Source organism: Mesorhizobium sp. P3_A9 (assembly GCF_056402975.1).
Window position 1 is genome coordinate 1 of sequence record NZ_JBFUGJ010000333.1, and the last position, 6,353, is coordinate 6,353.

Genomic DNA, 6,353 nt, shown 5'->3' on the forward strand with positions numbered 1-6,353 from the left:
TGCGATCGCCGCTTTTCGGATCGAAAAGATGCAGTGATGCCGGATCGGCCGCGAGCCGCACGGTGTCGCCGGGCTTCACCCCGGCGCGGCCCATGGCGAAGACGCAGAGCTGCTGGCCGGCCAGTTTGACGTAGAACTGCGTCGACAGGCCGAGCGGCTCCACCACCCCCACCTCGCCTTGCAGCGCACCGTCATCGGCCAGCCTGATATGTTCGGGCCGCAGGCCGACGGTGATGGCGTCGCCGTTCTGCAGCGGCAGGCCGTCCGGCAGTGTCAACGCCTGACCATCCGCAAGCACGGCCTCCGAAGTGGCGCCCTTGCGAACCGTCGCCGGCARRAARTTCATGCCYGGYGAACCGATGAAACCGGCGACGAACATGTTGRYCGGCCGGTCGTAGAGWTCGAGCGGMKSGCCGACCTGCTGGAYSARSCCGTCATGCATGACGACGATSCGGTCGGCCATGGTCATGGCYTCGATCTGGTCRTGRGTGACATAGACCGATGTGGTCTTCAATTGCTGGTGCAGCGCCTTGATCTCGGCCCGCATATGCACACGCAGCTTGGCGTCGAGGTTCGACAGCGGCTCGTCGAACAGGAAGACCTTGGGATCGCGCACGATGGCGCGGCCCATGGCGACGCGCTGGCGCTGACCACCCGACAATTGGCGCGGCAGGCGCTGAAGGTATGCGTCCAGGCCCAGCCGCTTGGCCGCACCGTCCACCCTGGCATCGATCGTCGTCTTCTCCGCTTTCTTCAACAGCAGGCTGAAGCCCATGTTCTTCGACACGTCCATATGCGGATAGAGCGCATAGGACTGGAACACCATGGCGATGTCGCGGTCCTTGGGTGCCACRTCATTGACCAGCCTTTCACCGATGCGGATCTCGCCGCCGGAAGCCTCCTCCAGCCCGGCGATCATGCGCAGCAATGTCGATTTCCCGCAGCCGGAAGGACCGACCAGGACGACGAACTCGCCATCGGCGATTTCGAGGTCGACCGCGTGCAGGACGCGGACAGCGCCATAGTCCTTGCGGACCTTTTCGAGTGTGACAGAGGCCATCGATCTATCCTTTGACGGCACCGGCGATCAGGCCGGTGACGAGATAGCGTTGCAGGAAAGCGAAGAAGATGCACACCGGGATCAGCGCCAGGATCGACGCCGCCATCATCTGCCCCCAGTCGACGGCGAACTTGCCGATGAAGGTGAGCAGGCCGACAGCAAAAGTCTTCTGGTCGTCGCTGGAAATCAGCATCAGCGCGAACAGAAGCTCGCTCCAGGCGGCGGTGAAGACGAAACCGAGCGTCGCCCCCATGCCGGGCAGCGTCAGCGGCACGATGACCTTGCGCATCGCCTGTGCACGGGTGCAGCCGTCGATCATCGCCGCCTCTTCCAGATCCTTCGGGATGCCGTCGAAGAAGGACTGCATCAGGAAGGTGGCGAAGGCGGTGTTGAAGGCGGTGTAGATGATGATCAGCCCAGTCAGGCTGTTGATCAGACCGATCTGCCCCATGACGCGGTAGATCGGCGGAATGACCATCACCAGCGGGAAGGTCTGGGTCAGAAGCAGCATCAGCGCCAGCGTCGCCTTGCCGCGGAAGGTAAAGCGCGACATGGCGTAGCCGGCGAGTGTGGCGATGACCGTCACCAATGCGGCCGTCGACACCGAGACGATGACGCTGTTGAGGAAATAGCGTGGGAAATCGGTGGCTTCGAGCACGGTGACGAAATTCTGCAGCGTCATGTGTGACGGCCAGAGGGTGACGCCTTCGGAATAGAGCAGCCGCTCCGGCGTGACCGAAATCTTCAGTGTCCAGTAGATCGGGAACAGAGCGAAGATCAGGTAGACACCGATTGCCGCGTAGAGGCCGATGCCACCGAAAAAGCGTTGCGAGGCTGAGCGTCCGGCGATCATCAGACGTGCCTCACCAGGGAGCGGCGGATGGCGATCAGCGCAATCGCATAGACGATCAGCAGGACGAGCAACAGCACGGCGACCGCCGAGGCATAGCCCTTGTCCAGCGATTTGAAGGCGCTGACATAGATGTAGACCGGCACCGTATTGGTCGAGCCGGCCGGGCCACCCTCGGTCATGACGAAGATCAGGTCGGCGAAGGTAGCGATCCAGATGGTGCGCAGCATCACGGTGATGGCGATGGTCGGCGCCAGGAATGGCAGCGTCACCTTGGTGAAGCGCTGCCAGGGCGAAGCGCCGTCGATCGCGGCCGCCTCATGCAGTTCCGATGGAATCGACTTCAGCGCCGCCAGAAGCGTGATGGCGAAGAACGGAATGCCGAACCAGACATTGGCGATGATCGGCCCCCACATCGCGGTGGCCGGATCGGACAGGATGCTGGTGGTCGGGTCGGCTCTGAGCCCCAGGGCGAACAACCAGTGCGGCAGCGGCCCAACGATCGGGTTGAACAGCCAGGCCCAGGTCAGGCCCGACAGGAAGGACGGCACCGCCCARGGCAGGAACACCAGCGCCTGCACCGCCTTGCGGCCCCAGAACGGCTTGTCGAGCAGCAGCGCCAGGCCRAGGCCGAGGAAGAACTGGAAGAACAGGCTGGCGACCGTCCACCACAGCGTGTTGACCAGCGCCTGCCCCAGCACCTGGTCCGAAAACATCGCCTGATACTGGCCAAGCCCGACATATTCCGACTTGAAGGCCGAGAATTTACGGAAGGAGTAGCTGATGCCGATGACGAGCGGCACCAAAAGCACCACGACCAGCAGGATGATCGCCGGGCTGAGATAGAGCCAGGGCTCGATGGCGGCATGCGACAGCCGCTTGCGGCGCGGCTTGCCTGCGGATCGTATTTCGGAAACGGCATAGGTCATTGGTGAGGATCGGTTCCCTGGAGCGGCGTCGGGGACAGCGTCCTTCTCCCCGTCACTATACGGGGAGAAGATGCCGGCAGGCAGATGAGGGGCAGCGCGAACCTTGGGGTGCTGGCCCCGCCCCTCATCCGTCACTTCGTGACACCTTCTCCCCGTGAACGGGGAGAAGGAAGAAGCTGCGCCTACTTCTTGTTCTTCGCCAGCCAATCCTGCTGTTCCTTGGTCAGGAAGGCAGCCCATTGGTCGGCGACGTCCTTGGCGGTCTTCTGGCCGAGCAGCACTTCCTGGAAGTTCTTGATCGCCACTTGATCGACGAAATTGCCGAGGTTTTCCAGATGCGTCGGCGGCGTCACCATTTCATATTTGGAAGTGTCGCTGAGCTCCGTGAACCAGCCCTTGAACTGCTCGGTCTTGAAATGGGGATCCTGGTCGGCGCCGTTGTGGATCGGTACGACGCCGACTTCCTTGGCCCATTCCAGATTGTCCTTGGGCGACAAGAGCGTCGCCATCAGCTTCCAGGCATCGTCCTTGTGCTGCGAGTTGGCGAACATCGCCCAACCGGCGTAGCCGAGCGTCGGATAGGATTTTCCGCTTGGCCCGACAGGCAGCGGCGCCACGGCGAAGTCGTCGGCGCTCATCTTGTCGGCAATGCCGAGCAGCGCGTCCGGATCCTGGTTGAGCATGGCGCAGGTGCCGGAATAGAARCCRGTGACSGTYTCGTTGAAGCCCCAGCTCACCGCATCCTTCGGCGCCAGCCCGTCCTTGTACATGTCGGCCAGCATCTGCAGGCCCTTGACCGAGCCCTCGTCGTTGATGGTCGAGGTGCCGTCCTCGTTGAAGTAGCCGCCCTTGCCGGCGGCGATGTTCATGAACATGTGCATGCCATTGAAGGCGCCGGGGCCGCCGCGCAGGCAATAGCCGTACTTGCCAGGGATGGCCGAGATCTTCTTGGAATCGGCGATGAAATCGTCGAGCGTGGCCGGCGGGCCATCGAGACCAGCCTCCTTGAACAGCTTCTTGTTCCAGAACAGCGCGTTCACATAGTAGCCGTAAGGGATCATGAACTGGGTGTTGTTGACGGTCGAGCCGAACTGCTTGGCGCGCTCGCCCAGCGTCTTGGCGTCGTCCCATTTGGCCATATAGGGGCCAAGGTCCTCGAGCTGCGCATTGTTGGCATAGAGGCCCATCCAGCGTTCCGGCATCTCGACCACGTCGGGCGTGTCGCCGGCCTGCACCATGGTCAGGAACTTTTCGAAAGCCTGGCCCCAGGGCAGCGAGATCAGCTCGACCTTGACGCCGGGATTGGCGGCTTCGAACTCGGCGATCTGCTTTTTCAGGAATTCGGTGCGCGGCGGGCTGGTGATGACTTCGACCATTTTCAGGGTCGAATCGGCCAGCGCGCTCCCGGCGGAAATCGCCAGCCCCGCAACGGTGGCAAGCATGACGGTCAGTTTTTTCATGTTCAAGACTCCCATTTTGAACCCGCTTGTTATTTTCTGGCTTTTTCGAAGGCCTGGGCCACATCGGCCCAGAGGTCTTCGACACTTTCCAATCCGACATTGAAGCGGATGGTTCGGGGGCTGACGCCGAAGCGCGCCATCGAATTCAGTCCCGGCGTCTGCTCCAGCGACGCCTTGGCCGGCACGACCAGGCTTTCATGCCCGCCCCAGCTGACGCCGATGCGGAAATATTTCAGCGCGTCGACGAAGACGGGGATGTCGATATCGTCCGTCACCTCGAAGGAGAACAGACCGGCATATCCCGCCAGCGTCGCCTTGCCCGGATGGTTCGAATAGACGGGATGATTGACCCGCTCGACATTGGCGTGCGCCTTCAACCGTTCGGCTATGGTCAGGCCGCTCTTCATGTGGTGCGGCAGGCGCAGCGGCAGCGTGCGCAGGCCGCGCAGCAGCAGCCAGGCCTCGAACGGCGACAGCTTGCCGCCGAGATAAGAATAGGTCTGCTCGTTGATGTGCTTGATGTGCGCGGCCGAACCCGCCACCACGCCGGCGACGGTGTCGCTGTGGCCACCGAGATATTTCGAGGCCGAGTGCAGCACCAGGTCGACGCCATGCGTGATCGGCTTCTGGAACACTGGTGWSGCCCAGGAATTGTCGATGGTGGTGATGATGCCCTGCTCTTTCGCCAGCCGSGTCAGRTGCGCGATRTCCTGCAGCTCGAACATCATCGAGGTCGGGCTTTCSAGATAAAGCAGCTTGGCGCCGGGMAGTGMCGCCGCSACCGCATCCGGATCGGAGCCGTCGACATAGTCGACCTTGATGTTGAGCCGCGGTAGGAGCCGCTCGAACAGCCGGTAGGCATCGCCATAGCAATTGCGGACCGCCACGATGCGCTCGCCAGCCCCGACGAAGGCAAGCACGGTGGCGCTGATCGCCGCCATGCCGCTGGAGAAGCCGCGCGCGGCCTCGGCGCCCTCGAGCGCGGCCACGCGCGCCTCGAACTCCATCACCGTCGGATTGTCGCCGCGCGAATAGATCGGCTGCTTTCGTTTGCCGGCAAAGGTGTCGGCCATTTCGGCATAGTTGGCGAAGGTGAACAGCGACGTCTGGTAGATCGGCGGCACCACCGCACCGCCGGGGAACGGCTCGTCATGCGCCAGCAGTGTCGCCGCCTCGGCGAGATAGTCGTAATCGAAACTGGTCGGATGCTCGTTCATGTCTGGCTCGGAAGTTTGAGTTTGGCCGCACCGCGCCTGAGATCGTCCTCGACGGTGGCGATCAGCTTGAGCGCCTCGGCACGGGCGCCTTGCGGGTCGCGAGCGATGATGCGTTCGTACATGGTGCGGTGATAGGGAAAGCTGGCGTGGCCGAAATCACGCACGCCGAGCGGATGCTCCCAGAAGCGGTGGAACAACTCGTGCATGGCAGCGATGATCTGCTCGAACAGCGGATTGCCGGAGACCCGGTAGATCGCCTGGTGGAACTCCCAGTCCTCTTCCGAMGACATGCCGTCGCGGGTGCGAAAAGCCTGCTCCATGATGTCGAGCTTGCGCTCGATCTCGGCGATATCGGCCGGGCTGGCGCGCTCGGCGCAAAGGGCCGCTGCTTCCGCCTCCAGCGCGCGGCGGATTTCCAGTGTCTGCATCAGGCTGGTGAAATCGTTGCCGCCCGCCAGCGTCAGCGGCATGTGCAGCATGTCGGCTGACACGGCCGCCTTGAGGTAAGTGCCGCTGCCTTGCCGGCGCTCGACAAGACCTAGCCCCTCCCAGCGTGTCAGCGCCTCGCGCACCGTGTTGCGGCTGACCTTCAGCCGCTCGGCCAGGATACGCTCGGTCGGAAGCCGCTCGCCGGGCTGCAGGGATTCGGCGCGGACAAAGCCCACCAACGCCTTCAGCACGGCGTCATCGCGCGCCGTCGTCTGAATGGGTGGCAGGCTGTTCTGGTCCACAAATTCTCCCCGAAGCCGCGCAAGTGGTCCAATGGTCCAATGGTCCAACCAATTCTGCACGGACGGAGAGACGTGTCAACAGCCGAAACGAGGACGGGCCGAACGG

At 62.9% G+C, this 6,353-nt stretch carries 6 protein-coding genes; all 6 read right to left on the minus strand.

The window, feature by feature from the left end; genetic code table 11:
- Window positions 1-1,060: ABC transporter ATP-binding protein (locus tag AC1DX0_RS28895; RefSeq protein WP_477357820.1), on the minus strand; the 1,060-nt coding region annotated here is incomplete at its 3' end.
- A gap of 4 nt (window positions 1,061-1,064) precedes the next feature.
- Window positions 1,065-1,913, minus strand: coding sequence for a carbohydrate ABC transporter permease (locus tag AC1DX0_RS28900; protein WP_477220312.1), 849 nt, complete (start codon window positions 1,911-1,913; stop codon window positions 1,065-1,067).
- Entirely contained in the window at window positions 1,913-2,839 is a 927-nt protein-coding gene (locus AC1DX0_RS28905; RefSeq protein ID WP_477220311.1) for a carbohydrate ABC transporter permease, read from the minus strand. The genes AC1DX0_RS28900 and AC1DX0_RS28905 overlap by 1 nt, the downstream gene beginning before the upstream one ends.
- 182 nt (window positions 2,840-3,021) lie before the next feature.
- Window positions 3,022-4,299 carry an ABC transporter substrate-binding protein gene (locus AC1DX0_RS28910; protein ID WP_477220310.1) on the minus strand — a complete coding sequence of 426 codons (1,278 nt, stop codon included), beginning with the start codon at window positions 4,297-4,299 and terminating at the stop codon, window positions 3,022-3,024.
- Between the two features lie 29 nt (window positions 4,300-4,328).
- Window positions 4,329-5,516: a PLP-dependent transferase gene (locus AC1DX0_RS28915; protein WP_477357823.1), complete on the minus strand. Its 1,188-nt coding sequence runs from the start codon at window positions 5,514-5,516 to the stop codon at window positions 4,329-4,331.
- Window positions 5,513-6,247, minus strand: coding sequence for a FadR/GntR family transcriptional regulator (locus AC1DX0_RS28920; RefSeq protein WP_477220308.1), 735 nt, complete (start codon window positions 6,245-6,247; stop codon window positions 5,513-5,515). The genes AC1DX0_RS28915 and AC1DX0_RS28920 overlap by 4 nt, the downstream gene beginning before the upstream one ends.
- Between the last annotated feature and the right edge of the window lie 106 nt (window positions 6,248-6,353).

Bases quoted from the DNA above. Each gene is read 5' to 3' on its own strand.
- AC1DX0_RS28900 (WP_477220312.1), bottom strand. From the start codon at position 1,913: ATGATCGCCGGACGCTCAGCCTCGCAACGCTTTTTCGGTGGCATCGGC.